The 15,933-nt window shown below is 67.5% G+C and carries 15 protein-coding genes; 14 read left to right on the forward strand and 1 reads right to left on the reverse strand.

What is annotated here, in order from left to right:
• Nucleotides 1–4: 4 nt before the first annotated feature.
• From U5A58_RS23025 to U5A58_RS23090, 14 genes are read left to right on the forward strand one after another with little or no spacing between them, the layout of a single operon-like run.
• Entirely contained in the window at nucleotides 5–673 is a 669-nt protein-coding gene (locus U5A58_RS23025) for a hypothetical protein (RefSeq protein WP_321963140.1), read from the forward strand.
• On the forward strand, nucleotides 670–2,385 hold the full coding sequence (locus U5A58_RS23030) for an AMP-binding protein (protein WP_321963141.1): 1,716 nt from the start codon (nucleotides 670–672) through the stop codon (nucleotides 2,383–2,385). The genes U5A58_RS23025 and U5A58_RS23030 overlap by 4 nt, the downstream gene beginning before the upstream one ends.
• A complete protein-coding gene (locus tag U5A58_RS23035) occupies nucleotides 2,382–4,091 on the forward strand; it encodes a glycosyltransferase family 2 protein (RefSeq protein WP_321963142.1) in 1,710 nt (569 codons plus the stop codon). The genes U5A58_RS23030 and U5A58_RS23035 overlap by 4 nt, the downstream gene beginning before the upstream one ends.
• The gene (locus U5A58_RS23040; RefSeq protein WP_321963143.1) at nucleotides 4,078–5,655 is read left to right on the forward strand and encodes an aromatic amino acid ammonia-lyase; all 1,578 of its coding nucleotides are present in this window, start codon (nucleotides 4,078–4,080) and stop codon (nucleotides 5,653–5,655) included. The genes U5A58_RS23035 and U5A58_RS23040 overlap by 14 nt, the downstream gene beginning before the upstream one ends.
• Entirely contained in the window at nucleotides 5,652–6,092 is a 441-nt protein-coding gene (locus U5A58_RS23045; protein ID WP_321963144.1) for a thioesterase family protein, read from the forward strand. The genes U5A58_RS23040 and U5A58_RS23045 overlap by 4 nt, the downstream gene beginning before the upstream one ends.
• Nucleotides 6,080–6,745: a LolA family protein gene (locus U5A58_RS23050; protein WP_415774278.1), complete on the forward strand. Its 666-nt coding sequence runs from the start codon at nucleotides 6,080–6,082 to the stop codon at nucleotides 6,743–6,745. Before U5A58_RS23045 ends, U5A58_RS23050 begins: the two co-directional genes overlap by 13 nt.
• Nucleotides 6,742–9,165, forward strand: a complete 2,424-nt coding sequence (locus U5A58_RS23055; RefSeq protein WP_321963145.1) for an MMPL family transporter — start codon at nucleotides 6,742–6,744, stop codon at nucleotides 9,163–9,165. Before U5A58_RS23050 ends, U5A58_RS23055 begins: the two co-directional genes overlap by 4 nt.
• Nucleotides 9,162–10,334 carry a beta-ketoacyl-[acyl-carrier-protein] synthase family protein gene (locus U5A58_RS23060; protein ID WP_321963234.1) on the forward strand — a complete coding sequence of 391 codons (1,173 nt, stop codon included), beginning with the start codon at nucleotides 9,162–9,164 and terminating at the stop codon, nucleotides 10,332–10,334. The genes U5A58_RS23055 and U5A58_RS23060 overlap by 4 nt, the downstream gene beginning before the upstream one ends.
• 8 nt (nucleotides 10,335–10,342) lie before the next feature.
• Nucleotides 10,343–10,828 (forward strand): hotdog family protein, encoded by a 486-nt coding sequence (locus U5A58_RS23065; protein ID WP_321963146.1) that lies wholly within the window; start codon nucleotides 10,343–10,345, stop codon nucleotides 10,826–10,828.
• Entirely contained in the window at nucleotides 10,825–11,550 is a 726-nt protein-coding gene (locus U5A58_RS23070) for a 3-ketoacyl-ACP reductase FabG2 (RefSeq protein WP_321939594.1), read from the forward strand. Before U5A58_RS23065 ends, U5A58_RS23070 begins: the two co-directional genes overlap by 4 nt.
• Nucleotides 11,550–12,776: a beta-ketoacyl-ACP synthase gene (locus tag U5A58_RS23075; RefSeq protein WP_321963147.1), complete on the forward strand. Its 1,227-nt coding sequence runs from the start codon at nucleotides 11,550–11,552 to the stop codon at nucleotides 12,774–12,776. Before U5A58_RS23070 ends, U5A58_RS23075 begins: the two co-directional genes overlap by 1 nt.
• Before the next feature lie 2 nt (nucleotides 12,777–12,778).
• The gene (locus U5A58_RS23080; protein WP_321963148.1) at nucleotides 12,779–14,020 is read left to right on the forward strand and encodes a beta-ketoacyl synthase N-terminal-like domain-containing protein; all 1,242 of its coding nucleotides are present in this window, start codon (nucleotides 12,779–12,781) and stop codon (nucleotides 14,018–14,020) included.
• A gap of 35 nt (nucleotides 14,021–14,055) precedes the next feature.
• On the forward strand, nucleotides 14,056–14,511 hold the full coding sequence (locus tag U5A58_RS23085; RefSeq protein WP_321915745.1) for a signal peptidase: 456 nt from the start codon (nucleotides 14,056–14,058) through the stop codon (nucleotides 14,509–14,511).
• Between the two features lie 17 nt (nucleotides 14,512–14,528).
• Nucleotides 14,529–14,969, forward strand: a complete 441-nt coding sequence (locus tag U5A58_RS23090; protein ID WP_321963149.1) for an excinuclease ABC subunit A — start codon at nucleotides 14,529–14,531, stop codon at nucleotides 14,967–14,969.
• A 30-nt stretch (nucleotides 14,970–14,999) separates the two neighbouring features.
• Here the strand turns inward: U5A58_RS23090 and U5A58_RS23095 are convergent, their stop codons facing one another.
• Nucleotides 15,000–15,737 (reverse strand): class I SAM-dependent methyltransferase, encoded by a 738-nt coding sequence (locus U5A58_RS23095; protein WP_321963150.1) that lies wholly within the window; start codon nucleotides 15,735–15,737, stop codon nucleotides 15,000–15,002.
• Nucleotides 15,738–15,933 lie beyond the last annotated feature (196 nt).

The raw sequence follows: 15,933 nt of genomic DNA on the forward strand, positions 1-15,933 counted from the left end.
ATACGTGACGGCGCTTCGCGGGCACGGCTCGGCTGAGCCTGCCGATGCAGGTGAAAGCGGCACGGCAGACGACGGCGCACGCGGCCGGGCACGCAGCAAGTGGCGGCTGATTGCCAGTCTCGCCTACCCGGTCGTGATTCTTTGCGCGTGGCGCTGGGACTCGCCGCGCTTCGTGGGCTTGTTGCTGCTCGTGCTGCTGTGGATGCAGCGCGTGGCCGGCACGGGCGCGCTCGCCGCGACCCTGCGCAAGCTCACGCCGGTGGACTGGGCCGTGGCCGTCACGCTCAATGTCGCCTCGGTCGCCATCGTCATCACCAATAGCGAACGGCTCATGCGCCTGTATCCCTCGCTCGTGAATCTCGGACTGCTCGTCGCATTCGGCGCGACCCTCGTCAAAGGTCCGTCGATGATCGAGAAATTCGCACGTCTGACTTATGCCGATCCGCCCGCACACATCGTGCGTTATACGCGCCGCGTCACGCAGCTCTGGTGTGGTTTCTTCGCAGTGAACAGCGTGTTTTCCGCCTGGACGGCGCTTGCCTGGCCAGCCCGTGCCTGGTCGCTCTACAACGGCGCGATTGCCTACGGGATCATCGGCGCGCTGCTCGCTGGCGAGTTCGCCTGGCGCAAGTGGATCATGCTGCCGCGTGCTGCGCGACGGGAGGCGGCGTGATCGCATTGCACGAGCTTCTCGTGGCGCGTTGCCGCGAGCCGCGTTCCGTGGTTTGCGTCGATGGCGCGAACGTGACGGACTTCGATACGTTTCGTGCGCATGCGCTTGGCATTGCCGCGCGCATGCGCGCCCGGCCGGGCCAGCGCGTTGTGCTGTGGAGCGACGACCCGTATGTGTTTGCCTGCGCTTTGTTCGGACTGCTTGCGGCTGGCAAGGTACCCGTGATTCCGGCGAACGCAACGCCGGGCTATCTCGCCGAACTGAGCGATGCGTACGACGCGCTGCTCGACGAAAACGAGCTTGCCGCTTGGTGTGCCGAGATCCCTGCGGTTCAACCCGCGGAACACGGCGTGGCGATCGACGGGAACGCCTTGCTTACGCTTTTCACCTCGGGCAGCAGCGGCACGCCGAAGCCAGTCCACAAGACACTGGCGCAGTTCGACGCGGAGGTGCATACGCTGGAAGCGGCGTGGGGCGGGCTACTAGGCGACGCGGCGGTGCTCGCGAGCGTGCCGCACCACCACATTTACGGCTTGCTGTTCCGCGTGTTCTGGCCGCTGGCCGCGGGAAGGCCGTTCGCCCGCGCGACCTGCGCCGATCCGGCGCAACTGCAGGCACGCATCGCCGAGTGTTCGGCGCGGCGCGACGCAGCAGTCGTCGTCTCGACGCCCGCGCAGCTCTCGCGCTGGCCCGATCTGCAAGGCTTCGAAACGCTCAGCCCTCAGCCGCGCGCGTTCTTTTCCTCGGGCGGCCCGCTGCCGCTCGACACCGCGAAGCAATACGCCGCCACGTTCGGCGACGCGCCGCTCGAGATCTACGGCAGCACGGAAACGGGCGGCATCGCCTGGCGCAGGCAAAACGAAGCACAAGCGTGGACGCCCATGCCGGGCATCGCCGTGCGCGCGGGTGCTGTGGAAGAGGGCGGCGCGCTCGAAGTACGCTCGCCGCACCTGGGTCACGACGACTGGCATCGCACCGACGACAAAGCCGCGTTCGACGAGCACGGCCGCTTCGTGCTGCAAGGGCGTCTGGACCGCGTGGTCAAGCTCGCCGGCAAGCGTGTGTCGCTCAGCGAGATGGAGAGCAAACTGCTGCTGCATCCCGGCGTTGCCGAAGTGAGAACCGTGCTGCTCGAAGGCGGCTCGCGCGAGCGCATCGGCGCGCTCGTTGTGCTCTCCACAGAGGGCCGCGAAACGCTGCGCCGCGACGGCCGCGTGCTGCTGCTCAAAGCGTTGCGCCGCCATCTCGCAGCGTGGTTCGACACGGTCGTGCTGCCGCGCCACTGGCGCATTCAGCGCGCGCTGCCCGTCGACTCCCGCGGCAAGATTCAGGCGCGAGCGGTCGCTCACGCGTTCGCGGCAAGCGTTGAAGGATTCGAATTGCTCGCTCAGTGGGACGACGCAGAAGCGCGCGTATTCGAGTTGCGCGTGCCGCACACGCTTGTCCATTTCGCGGGCCACTTTCCAGGCTTGCCGATTCTCCCGGGCGTCGTGCAGGTCGACTGGGCGATGCGCTTCGCGCGCGAGTGGGTGCCCGGCGTGCGCGCGCTCGCCTCGGTCGATCAACTGAAATTCACCATGCCGGTGCCGCCGGGCGCGCTGCTCAAGCTCGTGCTCAGGCACGATGCGGTGCGCCGCCGCGTGGCGTTCGCGTGGCGCGTTGGCGAGCGCGACTGCGCGTCCGGCGCCTTCGTGTACCGGGAGCCCGCATGAGCCTCGCGGCCTGTATCGTCATTCCGATCTACAACCACAAGGACGCGATTGGCGGCACCGTGGCGAACCTGATCGTTCACGGCCTGCCGCTCATCGTCGTGGACGACGGCAGCGACGAAGCCACCCAGCAGGTGCTGGCGGACCTCGCGCGCCGCTACGCCGGCAAGCTCACGCTGCGGCGCCTGCCCGTGAACGGCGGCAAGGGCGCGGCGGTGATGGCGGGGCTGCGCGCCGCGCGCGACGCGGGTTACACGCACGCGCTGCAGATCGACGCCGACGGCCAGCACGACGCCGCGGACGTGCCGCGCTTTCTCGCCGCCGCGCAGGCGAACCCGCGCGCGGTCGTGATCGGCCAGCCGGTGTACGACGAGAGCGTGCCGAAATCGCGCCTCTACGGGCGCTATCTGACCCACGTGTGGGTCTGGATCGAGACGCTCTCGTTCACGATCCGCGATTCGATGTGCGGCTTCCGCCTCTATCCGCTCGACCTCGCTTGCGCGCTGATCGACAGCGTGAAGCTGCCCGAGCGCATGGACTTCGACATCGAGATTCTCGTGCGTCTGCACTGGCGGCGTGTGGCGTTCGTCTCCATTCCGACTGCCGTCACCTACGCGGCCGATGGCGTGTCGCACTTCGACGTGCTGTGGGACAACGTGCGCATCAGCCGCAGCCATACGCGGCTCGTCGCGGGCATGCTCGCGCGCCTGCCGCTCCTGCTCGCGCACAAGGTTCTGCCCAAGCGCGCGCAAGCGGGCGAGGGCAACGAAGCGTGGTGGCGCAGGGCCGAACGCGGCAGCCGGCTCGGCATGGCCTTGCTCGCCTGGAGCTGCGGCGTGTTCGGGCGGCGTTTCACTACGCTCTGGCTGCACCCTATCGTCGCTTACTTCCTGCTCACGGGCCGGCCCGCGCGTGAAGCCTCGCGGCGCTATTTCGACCGGCTGCGGCAGTGCTCGCCGGAACGCGAGACGCCGCGCCCCGGCTGGCTCACGGCCTACCGCCATATGCTCTCGTTCGCGCAGTCGGGCTTCGACAAACTGGCCGCGTGGACGGGCCGCGTCGATCAGACCGATGTGGAGATCGACGACCCGCGCGCGCTCGACGCGCTGCTGGCAAGCGGCCGCGGCGCGCTCGTGATCGGCTCGCACCACGGCAACCTCGAAATGGCGCGGGCGCTGGCCGTGCGAGGCGCGCAAACGAAGGTGACGGCCATCGTCTACACGGAGCACGCGAAACGCTTCAACAGCGTGCTGGCTTCTGCGCATCACGACTTCGCGCAGCATCTCGTGCCCGTGAGCGACTTCGGCCCGCAAACCGCGCTGATGATGCAAGAGCGCATCGAGCGCGGCGAGTTGCTCGTCATCGTCGGCGACCGCACGCCCGCGCGCGAAACCGGCCGTACCACCGAGGCGCAATTCCTCGGCGAGACCGCCGCGTTTGCCCAGGGGCCCTATGTGCTGGCGCATGCGCTCGCGTGCCCCGTCTATCTGCTGTTCTGCCTGAAAGAGCGCGCGGGCTACCGGCTCTACTTCGAGCCGTTTGCCGAGCGTATCGATCTGCCGCGGCGTGGCCGCGCCGAGCATATTGCGGCATGGGCGCAGCGCTTTGCCTCGCGCCTCGAACACTATTGCCGCAAGGCGCCTTACCAATGGTTCAACTTCTACGATTTCTGGGCGCGCCCCAGTGGGGGAGCGAATGGCCGAGATTGACCTGAAGGATGCCGAAGTGAAGCCGGACGCCGTGGTATTCGGCGGCCGCCATCTGACGATCGAGGACGTCGTGGCGGTCGCGCGCGGCGGCGCGGCCGTGCGCCTGAACGACGACCCCGCCTGGCGCGAGCGCATCGCGCGCGGGGCGGAGTTTCTGCGCCGGCATCTCGAAGCCGGCGCGACCGTCTACGGCGTGAATACAGGCTACGGCGACGCCTGCGTGGTCGACGTGCCGATGGCGCTCGTCGAGGCGCTGCCGTTGCAGCTCACGCGCTATCACGGCTGCGGCATGGGCGAGTATCTGGACGATGCCTCGGCGCTCGCCGTGATCGCCGCGCGCCTGAATTCGCTGGCCTTCGGGCTCTCGGGCGTGCGCCCGGTGCTGCTCGAACGTCTCGCCGATCTCATCAATCATCGCGTGCTGCCGCGCATTCCCGCCGAAGGTTCGGTGGGCGCAAGCGGCGACCTCACGCCGCTCTCTTATGTCGCGGCGGCGCTGGTCGGCGAGCGCGGCGTTCAGTTTCGCGGCACGCCGTGCGAGGCGCGCGACGCGTGGCTCGCGCTCGGCCGCGAACCGCTCACGCTCGCGCCGAAGGAAGGCCTCGCGCTGATGAACGGCACGGCGGTCATGACGGGCCTCGCCTGTCTCGCGTTCACGCGCGCGGCGCAGCTCGCGCGCTTGAGCGCGCGCCTCACCGCGCTCGCGACGGTGGCGCTGGACGGGCGCGCGGCGCATTTCGACGCGTTCATCTTCGAAGCCAAGCCGCATGCCGGGCAGGGCGAGGCGGCTGCCTGGATCCGCGCTGATCTGGCCGGCCGTCCGGACACGCCCGGCCACCGTCTGCAGGACCGCTATTCGATCCGCTGCGCGCCGCACGTGATCGGCGTGGCGAACGACGCGCTTACGTGGATGCGCCGCGACATCGAAAACGAACTGAACAGCGCCAACGACAACCCGCTGATCGACCCCGACGGCGAGCGCGTGCTGCACGGCGGCAACTTCTACGGCGGCCATATCGCGTTCGCGATGGACGGCCTCAAGACGGCGGTGGCGAATCTTGCCGACCTGATGGACCGGCAGCTCGCCTTGCTCGTCGACGACAAGTTCAACAACGGCCTGCCGCGCAACCTCACGGGCGCGACGAGCGCGCGCGCGCCGATCAATCACGGTTTCAAGGCCGTGCAGATTTCGTCGTCGGCGTGGACGGCGGAGGCGCTCAAGCACACGATGCCCGCGAGCGTGTTCTCGCGTTCGACGGAGGCGCACAACCAGGACAAGGTGAGCATGGGCACGATCGCCGCACGCGACTGTTTGCGTGTGCTGCAACTCACCGAGCAGGTCGCGGCCGCGCATGCGCTCGCCACCGTGCAGGCCGCGCGCCTGCGGTTGCGCGCCAATGCCGCGACGGTGATTCCCGAACCGCTTGCCGCGTTCATGGACGAAGTCGCCGCGACGTCGCCGTTCGTCGATGAAGACCGCGCGCTCGAACACGAACTGCGCGCCATGACCGAACGGATCGCGGCGGGCGGCTTCCTCGCGCAAACAACGGAGGGCCGGCCATGAGCGAATCACGCAAGACTGCGCCGGCGTTGAGCGCGAGCGCAAACGTGGAAGTGCCGTTCCATGACGTGGACGCGATGAACGTCTGCTGGCACGGCCACTACCTGAAGTATTTCGAATTCGGCCGCGCCGCACTCTTGCGCAAGTTCGACTACGACTATCGCGAGATGCAGGCGTCGGGCTACGTGTGGCCCGTTGTCGAGGCGCATTTGAAGTATGTGCGGCCCGCGGTGTATGGGCAGCAGCTCGAGGTGTGCGCGCATCTGCTCGAGTACGAAAACCGCCTGAAAATCGGCTACGAAATCTACGATCGCGACTCGCGCACGCGGCTCACGAAGGGCTACACGATCCAGGTCGCCGTGAATGCCGCCACCCAGGAGCTGCAGTTCGTCTCGCCGCCCATCATGCTCGACAAGCTGGAGCGTGCATGGGCGCGTTGAAACGATGCGCGGCAGTCGCCGCACTGATTGCACTTCAGTCGATGAGCATTGCGGCGCAGGCCGTCACAGGCCCCTCGAACGCGAGCACGAGCGACGCGGCACTCGTCTCGCAGATCACGTCCCGTCTCGCGCGCGCAAACGGCGTGCGTTCGCACTTCATGCAAACGCAGACGCTTGCCGCGATGAAAGCACCGCTCGTGAGCACGGGCTCGCTCCTGTTCTATCGTGAGCGCGGCGTGATCTGGCAGGTCGAAACGCCATACAAGAAAACGTGGATCATGCGCGAGGGCGGCGTCACCGTGATCGATGCGGCCGGTCAGCGCACCGCGAACGGCGGCGCGCAAGGCGCGCGCGGCGCGGCAGAGATCGCGAAGATGATGCGGGCCATGCTTGGCGGCGACCTGAGCGGGCTGTACTCGCAATTCGACGTGGAGGCGCGCGGCACGCCTGCCCAATGGCAGATTCGCCTCGTGCCGCGTCAGCCGCAGATCGCGCAGGCGCTGCGCGGCATCGAGATGGAAGGTGGCGACTTTCTGCGCAGCTTGCGCATCACCTTCGCCAACGGCGACGTCACGCAGTACGAATTCAGCGGCAGCGCGCAGGTGTCCGGGCTCGCGCCCGCCGATGAAAAGCTTTTCGGAACGCCGCAGTGAGTGCTTCCGAGCTTCGCACCGGAACGCCCTGGTGGCGGCAGTGGACGCTGCGTGCCGCGTGGGTGCTGCTCGCGCTCGCGGCGACGTTGTATTGCGCCTGGCGCTTTACGGGTCCGACGCCCTTGCAGACGAACCTGCTGGCGCTCTTGCCCGCGACCGAGGCCGACCCCGTAGCCGAAGAGGCCGTGGACCAGCTTGCGGGCGCGCTCGGCAATCGCGCCGTGCTGCTCGTGTCGAGCCAGGACGCGGCACACGCGAAAGCGGCGGCGGGGCAACTGGGCGCGGTACTGAGCGCGAGTCATGCGTTTGCTTCGGTGACGGCGCAAGTCCCGTCGTTCGATCTGGGTCGCATTACGCGTTTTTACCTGCCGTACCGCTTCGGGCTGCTCACGGCGGAAGACCGCGCGACGGCTGGCGGGAGCGCCGAGACGCTGCGCGGCGCGCTCGCCGAACGCCTCTATGGCCTGCCGAACGCGGGTCTCGCCACGCCACTCGCCGACGATCCCTTCGGCTGGCTGCAGCATTGGCTCGCGGGGCTGCCGCTGGCGGCATCGAATCTCACCATCGAGGACGGCTTTCTCGTGGCGCACCGCGCTAACACCACGAGCGTGCTCGTGATCGGCACGCTGCCGGGTTCCGCCTACGAATCCGAGGTTCAGCGCGGCGTGCTGCTTGCCGTCGCTCACGGCGAAGCGGCGCTCAAGGCTGCGTGGCCCGATGTCTCTATCGCGCGCACGGGCGCCGTGTTCTATGCCGAGTCGGCGCGGCGCGCCTCGGAGCGCGACGTACACGTAATCGGCGTCGTTTCGGCGGTCGGCATCGCGCTGCTCATGCTGTGGATCTTCCGCTCGCCGCGGCTCATCCTGCTCGGTTTCGTTTCCACCGCGCTCGGCATCGTGTGCGCGCTGGCCGCCACGATGCTCGTCTTCGGCAAGCTGCATCTGCTCACGCTCGTGTTCGGCGCGAGCCTGATCGGCGAAGCGGTCGATTACTCCATTCAGTACTTCGTCGTCTACCTGGGCGCGCGGCACGGCTGGGATTCGCGGCGCGGCGCGCGCGAAGTGCTGCCCGCGCTCACGGTGGCGCTCAGCACGAGCCTGCTTGGCTACGCCATTCTCACGTTCGCGCCGTTTCCTGCGCTCAGGCAGATTGCGTGCTTTGCCATCGTCGGCATCTTTACCGCTTTCGCCTCCGTCATCTGGCTGCTGCCGAGTCTCATGACCGAGCCCGCGCGCCGCAGTCCCCAGACGCTCTTCGCGGTCGCCGCGGCGTCGCTTGCGAAATGGCAGGCGCTGATCGGCGGCCGGCGTGCGTGGGGCGTCGCGCTCGTGCTCGTGATTGCCGCCGTGCCGGGCTGGCTGCAACTGCGCAGCGACGACGACATTCATTTGCTGATCCAGCGGGACCCGGCGCTTGTCGCGCAAGAGCGTGTGGTGTCGAGCGCAGTAGGCGCCGACAACAGCGCTCAGTTCTTCGTCGTGCGCGGCGCGTCACCAGAAGCCGTGCTTCAGCGCACCGAGGCGCTGTGCAAGCGGCTCGGCGCGCTCACCGGAACTTCGGCGCTGAGCGGCTGGCAATCGGTGACGTCGTTCGTGCCGTCCGAAGCGCGGCAGCGGGCCGATCGCGCGCTGCTCGGCGCGCACGTGTTCGCCGATCCGGCCGCCTTGCGCGCGCTGCTTAGCGCAGCGGGCTTTCGTGACGAGGTGGCGCAAACGTGGCTCGATGCGTGGACGCACTCGGGCGCTTCCGTGTTGCACGTGGACGCCTGGCTCGCCGAACCATGGTCGCAGCCGTTCCGCCATCTGTGGCTCGGCCGCTCGGTGAGCACGCCCGGCGCATTCGCGGCGATCGTGATTCCGCAGGGCGTGTCGGCTGCGAACGAGCCCGCGCTTCTCGACGTTGCGTACGCGTCGCCCGGCGTGAGCTTCGTCGACAAGGCGGCGAGCGTGTCGCGCCTTTTTGGCGTGTACCGGCAAGACGGTGCGATCTGGCTCGCGGGCGCGCTGACGCTCGTGCTCGCGCTGCTGATGTTCCGCTACGGCTGGCGTGGCGCCATCGCGGTCGCGCTGCCGGTGTGGCTCGCCATCGGCGTGACGCTCGCGGCGTTCGGCTACGCACACATTCGCATCAATCTCTTCAACATGCTCGCGCTGATGCTCGTGCTCGGCGTGGGCGCGAACTACGCCGTCTTTCTGCGCGAAGGCGCGATGCGCGCTTCCACCGATCGCGGCGCGGTGTGGACCGGTGTGCTGCTTTCGGCCGCGACCACGTTGCTCTCGTTCGGCATGCTCGCCATGAGTTCCATGCCCGCGCTCAAGAGCTTTGGCGCCACGCTGTCGCTCGGCATCATGGTGTCCGTCATGCTCGCGCCTATCTGTATGCCCTCGGGCACGCACACTACACCACGGAGAAAGGCCTGATGGCGCTCCCAGTCTATTTGCACGCGCTCGGCATGGTCAACGCACTCGGCGGCGATGTGGCGTCGATCGTCGGCGCACTCGCGCGCGGCGAGGCGCCCGGCATGGGGCCGATTACGACACGCACCGGCACCGCCTTTGCGGGCAGCGTGAAGGCGCCGCTCGACGTCGCGCCGCCCGCATCGCTCGCGCACTACGACTGCCGCAACAACCGGCTTTTGCTCGCCGCGCTGGCGCAGATCCGTCCGGCCATCGAAGCGGCGCGCGAACGTTTTGGCGCGGGGCGTATCGGCGTCGTGCTCGGCACGAGCACGTCGGGCATCAGCGCGGCGGAAATGACGTTCACGCAGTCAGACGCGGCTTCGACCTTCGATTACCGCCAGATGGAAATCGGTACAGCCGCGCTGTTCGCCGCTGCGGCGCTCGAACTGCGCGGTCCGGCCTACACGATCTCCACGGCATGCACGTCGAGCGCCAAGGCCTTCGTCGCCGCGCGCCGCCTGTTGCGCGCGCAACTGTGTGATGCGGTCGTCGTAGGCGGCGTCGATTCGCTTTGTGAACTCACGCTGCAAGGTTTCGCCTCGCTCGAATCGACGAGCCCCGTGCGGACCAATCCGATGAGCGCGCAGCGCCGCGGCATCAACATCGGCGAGGGCGCAGCGGTGTTCCTCATGAGCCGCGAGGAAGGGCCGGTGGTGCTCGCGGGCGCGGGCGAGTCGAGCGACGCCCACCATATCTCGGCACCCGATCCGCAAGGCGCGGGCGGCGAACTCGCATTGCGCGCGGCGCTCGCCGACGCGGGCATAAGCGCGGCCCAGATCGGCTACGTCAACCTGCACGCAACGGCCACGATCAAGAACGATCAGATGGAAGCGCATCTCATGTCGCGCGTGTTTCCCGACGGCGTGGCCGCGAGCGGCACGAAGCCGCTCACGGGCCATACGCTCGGCGCGGCAGGTGCAACCGAACTGGGTCTCGCGTGGCTCACGCTCGCCCGCGACGACGTTGCGCTGCCGCGCCACGTGTGGGACGGAGCAGTCGACCCGGCGCTGCCCGCGCTCGACCTCATTCAGGACGTGCGCCATTTGCCACGCAGCGGCGCACGCCAATACGCGATGAGCAATTCATTCGCGTTTGGCGGCAGCAACGCCTCACTCATACTTGGACGGTGATCGAGGCCATGAATCCTGCTCTTTCATCAACGATGGACGTGTTCCCGCCGATCGAAACCATCATCCCGCACCGCGGCACGATGCTGCTGCTCGACTCGGTCGCGGCATGCAGCGACGAGTCGCTCACGGCGCTTGCGAGCGTGCGCGCCGACGCGTGGTACGCCGACGCGCAGGGCGCGATGCCCGCGTGGATCGGCATCGAACTGATGGCGCAGGCCATTGCGGCCCACGTAGGCCTGCTGTCGATGCGCGAAGGCAAGCCCGCGCGCCCGGGCGTGCTGCTCGGTACGCGGCGCTATGAGGCGGCGCAGGCGGCATTCGCGAGCGATGCGCCGCTCAGTGTCACGGTCAGCGAACTGCTGCGCAGCGAAGAAGGCCACGGCGCGTACGGCTGCACGATCAAGCAGGATAACGAACTATTGGCGGAGGCCACCGTGAAGGTGTACCAGCCGCGCGATTTTCAGACATTCATCGAGGAGAATTCCAGATCATGAGCCGGCGTGTTCTCGTCACCGGCGCGAGCCGCGGCATTGGTCGCGCGATCGCCTACCATCTCGCCGCGGACGGCTTTGCCGTTACCGTGCATTGCCGTACGGGCCGCAACGAAGCCGACGCCGTCACGGCCGGCATCGTCGCACAGGGCGGCACCGCCAGCGTGCTGCAATTCGACGTGCGCGACCGGGCCGCGTGCCGCGCGGCGCTCGAAGAGGACGTCGCGGCGCACGGCGCGTATTACGGCATCGTCTGCTGCGCGGGCGTCACGCGCGACGCCGCGTTCCCCGCGTTGACCGACGAAGACTGGGACATCGTGATCGAAACCGGCCTCGACGCGTTCTACAACGTCGTGCATCCGCTCGTCATGCCGATGGTGCGGGCGCGCAAGGGCGGCCGCATTGTGACGGTGGCCTCGGTGTCGGGGGTAACGGGCAATCGCGGCCAGGTGAACTACAGCGCGGCCAAGGCCGGACTGATCGGCGCGACGAAGGCGCTCGCGGTCGAACTGGCCACGCGCAACATCACGGTCAATAGCGTGGCGCCCGGCCTCGTCGATACCGGCATGCTCGACGACGTACCGCTCGATCACGCACTCAAGGCGGTGCCGATGAACCGCGTGGGTCAACCGGCCGAAGTCGCGGCCGTGGTCGGCTTCCTGATGTCCGACGCGGCGTCTTATGTCACGCGCCAGGTCATTGGCGTGAACGGCGGGATGGTCTGATGAAACGTGTCGTCATTACCGGCATGGGCGGCGTGACCGCGCTCGGCGAGCAGTGGGATCAGATCGAAGCCGCACTCAAAGGCGGCGTCAACGCTGTCAAGCGCGTGCACGACTGGGACTATATCGAGTCGCTGCATACGCGCCTTGCGTGCCCGCTGCCAGCGTTCAATACACCTGACTATTATCCGCGCAAGAAGACGCGTTCGATGGGGCCGGTCTCGCTCTACGCGGTGCGCGCGAGTGAGCACGCGCTCGCGGACGCGGGCCTGCTCGACGATCCGTCGATCAAGGACGGCCGCATGGGCGTGGCGTACGGGTCGTCGGCCGGTTCGGTGGAGCCGGTGCGCGCGTTCGGCAAGATGCTCGAAACGGGCTCGATGAGCGACGTGACGTCGAACAGCTACGTTCAGATGATGCCGCACACCACGGCCGTGAACGTAAGCCTCTTCTGGGACCTCAAGGGGCGCATCGTGCCGACGTCGTGCGCGTGTGCATCGGGCAGCCAGGCTATTGGCTACGCGTACGAGATGATCGCGAACGGCAAGCAGACGCTGATGCTCGCGGGCGGCGCCGAGGAACTCTCGGGGCCGGGCGTGGCGGTGTTCGACATGCTCTACGCCACGAGCACGCGCAACGACGAGCCGCAACTCACGCCGCGTCCGTTCGACGCCGCGCGTGACGGCCTCGTGGTGGGCGAGGGCGCGGCTACGCTCGTGCTCGAGGAATACGAGCATGCCGTGGCGCGCGGCGCGCGCATTCATGCGGAAGTGGTGGGCTTCGGCTGCAATTCGGACGGTGCGCATATCACGCAGCCCACGGCGGCGACGATGGCGGTCGCCATGCGCCAGGCGCTGGCCGACGCCCAGTTGGCCCCCGAATCGATCGCCTATGTGAATGCGCACGGCACCTCCACGGATCGCGGCGACGTGGCCGAGAGCCAGGCCACGGCGGAAACCTTCGGCGCGCGCATGCCGATCAGTTCGCTCAAGAGCTATATCGGCCATACGCTCGGCGCGTGTGGCGCGATCGAGGCCTGGTGGACAATCGAGATGATGAAACGCAACTGGTATGCGCCCACGCTCAACCTGACCGAGGTCGATCCGGCCTGCGCACCGCTCGACTACATCATGGGCGAACCGCGCACCATAGAGGCCGAGTACGTGATGAGCAACAACTTCGCGTTTGGCGGCGTGAACACGTCGCTGATCTTCCGGCGCGCGCGTTGAGCATGCAGACAGTTTCCGCGAGCGGCTTGCGGCGCGTGGTCGTGACGGGCATGGGCATCGTCTCGTGCCTTGGCAACACGCTCGAGAGCGTCGCCGGGAGGTTGCGTGACGGACGCGGCGGCATCACGCGCGTTCAGGCGTGGCGCGAACGCGGTTTCGCGAGTCAGCTGGCGGCAGTGGCTTCGGTGGCAGGCGAAGCGCCGTTCGAGCGCAAAGCCGAGCGTTTCATGGGCGACACGGCGCGCTTTGCCTGCCACGCCGCGCGCAGCGCCATCGCCGACGCACATCTCGACGCGCACGCGTTGCGCACGCCTCGGGCCGGCGCGGTGGTGGGCTCGGGCGTCGGCACGATGTCCGCTTACGACGCGGCCATGGAGAGCGCAATCGCGCGCGGCGTCGACCGCGTGCCACCGTATACGGTGCCGCAGGCGATGAGCAGCACGACATCGGCGAATCTGGCGCATGTGTTCGGCATGGAAGGCGTGACGTACTCGCCTTCATCGGCGTGCACGACTTCCGCGCTCGCCATCGGCCAGGCCATGCAGCTGATCCAGACGGGCCGACAGGACATCGTGCTCGCCGGCGGCGCGGAGGGCTTGCACGACAACATGACGTTGATGTTCGACGCAATGGGTGCGCTCTCGCGCGGCTTCAACGACACGCCGGAGCGCGCGTCGCGGCCCTATGACGCGCAGCGCGACGGCTTCGTGATCGGCTCGGGTGCCGGCATCCTCGTGCTCGAATCGCTCGCGCATGCGCGGGCTCGCAACGCGCACATCTACGCGGAGCTGACCGGCTACGGCCACGGCACCGACGGCGCGCAGATGGTCGCGCCGCAGGCGGGGGGCATTGCGCGCGCCATGCGCGAGGCGCTGGCCGAAGCCGGCACGCGCCCGGACTACATCAACACCCACGCGCCTTCCACGCCCACGGGCGATATTGAGGAGCTGCTCGCGCTGCGCGCCGTGTTTGGCGGCGAGGTGCCCGCGTTCTCCTCGACGAAGGCGCTCAGCGGCCATCCGCTCGGCGCATGCGGTGCGCACGAAGCGATCTACACCTTGCTGATGATGCGCGATCGCTGGATTGCGGGCGCCGTGGGCATTGAAGCGCTCGATGCGGCCGCCGCCGGCATGCCGCTCGTGCGGGAAACGCGCGACGCGCGCATCGATACGGCAATGTCGGTTTCATTCGGGTTCGGCGGCAGTTGCGCGAGCCTGGTATTTCGCGCCTGGAATGCAGTCTGAAGTTTCGGGCAACCCTGAAAATAATGAGGATTCCAATGAAAAAGACTTACCTCACGCTGAGCGCGGCCGCCATCGTCAGCCTGACGCTGGCTGGTTGCGGATCGCAACGCCTCACGCTGCCGATCCAGCCCGCCGCTGCGCTCTCAACGGGCAAAGCCGCGTCGGGCGCGAACCCCGCTACGAAGATCGACGTGTACTTCGGCGCGCAGCCGCACCCGGAAGTGGTCCGCCACGTGGGCGACGCCTCGCATTCGCTGCGGGTCGCCCGCGCGACCGACGGCGCCGAGGCCACCTGCAACAAGGCGCTCGCCAGCGCGCTCGACAAGCTGCGCGCGGACGCCCAGAACAAGGGCGCCAACGCCGTCATCAACGTGACCACGCGCTTTCACGGCACGGAAACCGGATCGGCCACCGAGTACACCTGTGGCGTGAGCCCGAGCGCGGCGGCGATCGCCGTCACGGGCGACCTCGTGGTGTTGCGGGCCAATTGAACCAACGGAGAAGAACGATGAAGAAACTGTGGATGCTCGCCGCGCTGTGCGCGGCCTTCGCGACGTCGCAAGCGAACGCACGCAATACGGTCGACACCTACCAGGTGGATGCAGCGCTCAAGAGCGAGCCCGGCAAGGTGAGCGACGATATCGCGCTGTACTTTGCGGGCCAGTCTCATCCGGCGGTGAAGAAGACGCTGGGCCAGTACTCCACGCACAAGAAGACGAACGCGTTCGGCAAGAGCGACGAAGCGGCCTGCCAGCATGTGTTCCTTTCGGCCGTGGCCGAGTTGCAGGAACGCGCGCGCAAGGAAGGCGGCAACGCGGTGATCAACATCAAGAGCAACTACAAGAACGAACTTCGAGAGAGCGCCACCGAATTTACGTGTGGCGCGGGCGCGATGATCGCCGGCGTGGCGCTCGTTGGCGACGTGGTCACGCTCAAGGGCGGCAAGTAACCCGCGGCAGGCGGCGGCGGGCCACGCGGCTCACGCCGCCTTGACGGCGGCTACGTTGACGAGCGTTTCGCGCCGCTTCCCAGGCTTGGGATGATGCAGGCCGAGACGCTCGAAGAGACCGAAATCCGCTGCACGGCTCCACCACAGATAGGGCAGCGAAACATTGCGCTCCGAAAAGCGGAAGCCCGCCGCGCGGATCATTTCGAGGTAGCCGTTGGCGCTTTTCTGCACATGCATGGGGTGGCGGAACAGCAGACGGATCACCCACGAGCGGATATACGCCTCGGTGGATTCGGCGAACAGCAGCACGCCGCCCGGCTTGAGCACGCGGTGGAACTCCGCGAGCGCGCGTTCCTGCTCGACCAGATGATGGAACGTCTGGTGGCAGAAGACGATGTCCGCGCTGGCCGTGGGTAGCGGCAGGTTCGCGCAGTCGCCGTGCAGCAGCTCGAATGCGGTTTGCGTTTTCAATGCGTCCTGGCACGTGCGCGCGGCGCGCGCAGCCAGTTCGAGCGACGCCTCGTGATAGTCGATCCCGACGATGCGGCGAGCCCGGAAAGCCTCGGCCAGCAGGCGGAACGATTTGCCCTGGCCGCAGCCGACATCGACGATTTCAGGCGCGGCGGGCAAGGGCACGTCCACGAGACGCTTGAGGTCGTTGATCGCCACGCGCAGCACGTGGTGCTCCCACGTATGCGTGCGCAAAAACCAGATGCCGAAGGCCGTTTCCGGCACGAACGGCACGTCATTTGTTTCGGAAACCGACATATTTTTTTATCCGTTGCGAATGCGGTCGTGGACGAGAATGGGGATTGTAAATGCAAGGGCAGCGCGAGGGGTGTCAAAATCACGGTTTCGCGCAGCGCAGTGCGCTTGCATTGGGCATACAGACGTAACAGGACGTGACAGAACGTAACAGGTCGCGTCAGGACGCAGTGAAGGGACAGGACTATGGAAAAGAGCA

The sequence above is a fragment of the Paraburkholderia sp. J7 genome (assembly GCF_905220155.1).
Classification (GTDB): domain Bacteria; phylum Pseudomonadota; class Gammaproteobacteria; order Burkholderiales; family Burkholderiaceae; genus Paraburkholderia.

Coding starts and splice junctions, on each gene's coding strand:
- U5A58_RS23035 (WP_321963142.1), top strand. CDS start 2,382: ATGAGCCTCGCGGCCTGTATCGTCATTCCGATCTACAACCACAAGGAC.
- U5A58_RS23050 (WP_415774278.1), top strand. CDS start 6,080: ATGGGCGCGTTGAAACGATGCGCGGCAGTCGCCGCACTGATTGCACTT.
- U5A58_RS23095 (WP_321963150.1), bottom strand. CDS start 15,737: ATGTCGGTTTCCGAAACAAATGACGTGCCGTTCGTGCCGGAAACGGCC.
- U5A58_RS23080 (WP_321963148.1), top strand. CDS start 12,779: ATGCAGACAGTTTCCGCGAGCGGCTTGCGGCGCGTGGTCGTGACGGGC.
- U5A58_RS23065 (WP_321963146.1), top strand. CDS start 10,343: ATGAATCCTGCTCTTTCATCAACGATGGACGTGTTCCCGCCGATCGAA.
- U5A58_RS23045 (WP_321963144.1), top strand. CDS start 5,652: ATGAGCGAATCACGCAAGACTGCGCCGGCGTTGAGCGCGAGCGCAAAC.
- U5A58_RS23070 (WP_321939594.1), top strand. CDS start 10,825: ATGAGCCGGCGTGTTCTCGTCACCGGCGCGAGCCGCGGCATTGGTCGC.
- U5A58_RS23040 (WP_321963143.1), top strand. CDS start 4,078: ATGGCCGAGATTGACCTGAAGGATGCCGAAGTGAAGCCGGACGCCGTG.
- U5A58_RS23075 (WP_321963147.1), top strand. CDS start 11,550: ATGAAACGTGTCGTCATTACCGGCATGGGCGGCGTGACCGCGCTCGGC.
- U5A58_RS23085 (WP_321915745.1), top strand. CDS start 14,056: ATGAAAAAGACTTACCTCACGCTGAGCGCGGCCGCCATCGTCAGCCTG.
- U5A58_RS23090 (WP_321963149.1), top strand. CDS start 14,529: ATGAAGAAACTGTGGATGCTCGCCGCGCTGTGCGCGGCCTTCGCGACG.